This window comes from Bacteroidota bacterium, from assembly GCA_018831055.1.
Lineage (GTDB): Bacteria > Bacteroidota > Bacteroidia > Bacteroidales > B18-G4 > M55B132.
The window spans coordinates 1-2,685 of the sequence record JAHJRE010000305.1; the positions used below are offsets into that span (position 1 = coordinate 1).

General features: G+C 58.8%; 4 protein-coding genes. All 4 read right to left on the minus strand.

Annotated elements, in window-relative coordinates; all coding sequences use genetic code 11:
• Positions 1 to 425: DNA cytosine methyltransferase (locus KKA81_17015; GenBank protein ID MBU2652629.1), on the minus strand; the 425-nt coding region annotated here is incomplete at its 3' end.
• A gap of 12 nt (positions 426 to 437) precedes the next feature.
• The gene (locus tag KKA81_17020; GenBank protein MBU2652630.1) at positions 438 to 605 is read right to left on the minus strand and encodes a Com family DNA-binding transcriptional regulator; all 168 of its coding nucleotides are present in this window, start codon (positions 603 to 605) and stop codon (positions 438 to 440) included.
• Positions 606 to 859: 254 nt separating this feature from the next.
• Complete coding sequence (locus KKA81_17025; protein MBU2652631.1) at positions 860 to 1,705, minus strand: FkbM family methyltransferase; 846 nt, start codon at positions 1,703 to 1,705, stop codon at positions 860 to 862.
• Positions 1,706 to 1,869: 164 nt separating this feature from the next.
• Positions 1,870 to 2,685 (minus strand): hypothetical protein (locus KKA81_17030; protein ID MBU2652632.1); only part of this gene is annotated, 816 nt, incomplete at its 5' end.

The window sequence follows — 2,685 nt, forward strand, 5'->3', positions numbered from 1 at the left end:
CGTCCGACTTCGGAAAATCCCAGATCGAGGTGCCCGAGAACGTTTTCGAGGAACACCCATTCTGGCTCGGCTTCGCCGACGATGCGGGCGACATCCGGCCAGAGGTGGCGCGGGTCTTTCGTGCCCCGGCGGCGGCCCGACGACGAGAAGGGCTGGCAGGGATAGCCGGCAGTGAGGATATGAACGCGGCCGCGCCAAGGGCGGCCGTCGAAGGACTTAACATCGTCCCAGACAGGCGCGCGATCCACGGCTTCGTCTTCCATACGGGTGACGAGAGCGGCCGCAGCGTGGGCTTCCCGCTCGACGAAACAAACAGTGCGATATCGGGGTTCCGCGATATGGAGGCCGAGCTCCAGGCCGCCATATCCGGCGCACAGCGCAATCCCGCAGAGCGGGGCAGAAAGTCGTGAGGAATGTAGAGCCACAAAGTGCGAGCCTCATGTCCGGCGCTCATGTCGCTCGGGTGAAGGGCTCGGTGCTGGCCTCAGGGAATTGATCGTGCCGCATCGGCGGCACTTGATCTCGATGAGGTCAGCTATAGCGTTGTCCGCCGCCTTGAACAAGAGGGCGCGGCACCGGGTATTTCCGCAGCGTATCGACTCCACGTTGTCACTCGCGCATGATCGCCCCGCCCGTGGCACGGGTGCGGGGATGGCCGAAGGTCCGGCCGGTCCAGGTCATGCGAGTGTCAGCTCGCGGCTTCGGGTGTTGGTAGCACCCTGGCCCCCCGCTTCGGCGGAGGTGAGATGGTGCCGCGTGCCTCGACCCCACCTCGCTCACTTCAAAATCAAATGTCGGCGGACCCCACCCCGCTCACTTCAAAACAAAAATCGGACGACGAAATACTCACACTCGACGCTCAGGCTTCGATGTCCGCGAGATAATCCGGTTCAAGCCGTCGCGGCAGAAGAAGACTGTTGAATGACGGTCCTTCCGTTTCCCTCCAGTCACTCATCTTGAAAAACCTGTAGAAGGATTGAAGCCTCTCACCTACGACTGGCTTGTTATCCTGCGCCGTCTCTAGAAAGACGATAGGTGCACGGCGCTCAAACAAACCCGCCGCCCCCTGGAGAACAGACAGCTCCGCCCCCTCCACATCAATTTTCATGAGATCGGGTTCACCAAAACGAGAAACCAGACTGTCAACGGTCGTCGTTTCCACTTCGACCGCTTTTGGCATCCGGCCGAATTGCCGCTGCACAAAACTTTCTCTCGCTTCGGGACTTTCGAGCGAGCCGGTCCCGCCCGTCAGCTCGTCGGAAAAGAAAGCCATCCGCCCTTCCGATCCGGCAACAGCTTTTTGCACGACAAAAATCTTGTCGATCGCGTTTTCCTCAATTGTCTTTCTCATCAACCTGATATTCGAAGCATCGGGCTCCAGGCAGACGACCACGCAATCAGGACAAACAGATTTGACTATCCAGCTATAGAGACCGAAGTTCGCGCCGATATCGAAGAAGATTTTGGGCTGAAGCTTGCGTATGAGGGCTGCAAACCTTCTCCGTTCATCGCCTTCAAAATCGTCACGGATCAACATCCGCGAGTTCTTGCTCATGCTGACGTAGACCCCAAAACCGATACCCGCGAGATATGCTTTCACCGGGAAGTCGGCTAGACGTACAAGCCACCCGGCCAGCCGACTCGACCGCAGGGTCGTTTTGCCGGAAAGAGGTCGAGCAATTTTCGCCAACGTCTGGATTAGCATGTTCGGCATCCCCCTTTTTGATCCGCCTGAATTCGTCGAGCGATATCGGTGCCTGGCAACGACGGAGTCAGCTATAGCGCATTGTCGATATTTATAAACAAGAAACTCAACATCGACGAGGAGGGGTGCATCTTCCGCTTTGTCTGCCTACTTCGACTCAATAGTCACGCGGCCGCGACAAAAGCCTTTTTCATATACAAATTCAGATATTTGCTGCCGTCGAAACGTGAGCCCCAAAGCCCGGTTGTGATGTTCGGACGCGCATAGGTTCCATTGTCGCTCGCCGCCGCGAGGCCCGCTGTTTCGAGCGCATAATCTCCGTCCTTGCTCTTCAGCCTCACCGCCTTGACACCCGTAGAGACGATAGGGTCCGTCGCAAGAGTCAGGCGCAACACGCCACCCTGGCGCATTTCGTAGATCAGTCGATTGTCCGGACCGACAAAGAGCAAATGGGCGTTGTCAATCGCCCCTTCGCCGAGAGCCGCAATGCAACGATCGACCGGGTCCGACAATCTTTCCAGGTCAACGTCGCATCGAAGTTCGAAGCCGCCCGAAAGTCCGCCGGGTTCAATCATGGAGATGATGTCTGCGGCGCGGACCGTGCCGGTTCCTCCTTCCGTGACGATCGGCGAAGATGAGAAGGTCGCTTCCTCAAGCTGGTTGAGGACGAACCAGACGATCACGCCCGGAGCGGCCTCGATCACGAGTTGTTGCGACGAGTTCGCCGGGGTGACGGTCGCGCTCCGCCGCGCGTAGACGGCGGAGGTCCCCCAGTTCGTGCCGCCGGAAGAGGAAAGCACCATGCGGGCCGAACTCGTGGAGCGCATATAGACGCTCATGGTGTGCGGGTTCGTGTTGCCAGTGACGCCAGACACAGGGATATAAGCTGTCGTTGCGCCACCGAACGTATTGTCGAGCTTGAACGCCTTGCCGGAGGTGCAGATGCCGCCCAGACCCGCGGCTGCAAGTTCGGCGCTATC

Excerpts from the sequence above, each read along its gene's own strand:
- KKA81_17025 (MBU2652631.1), bottom strand. The coding sequence starts at position 1,705 with ATGCTAATCCAGACGTTGGCGAAAATTGCTCGACCTCTTTCCGGCAAA.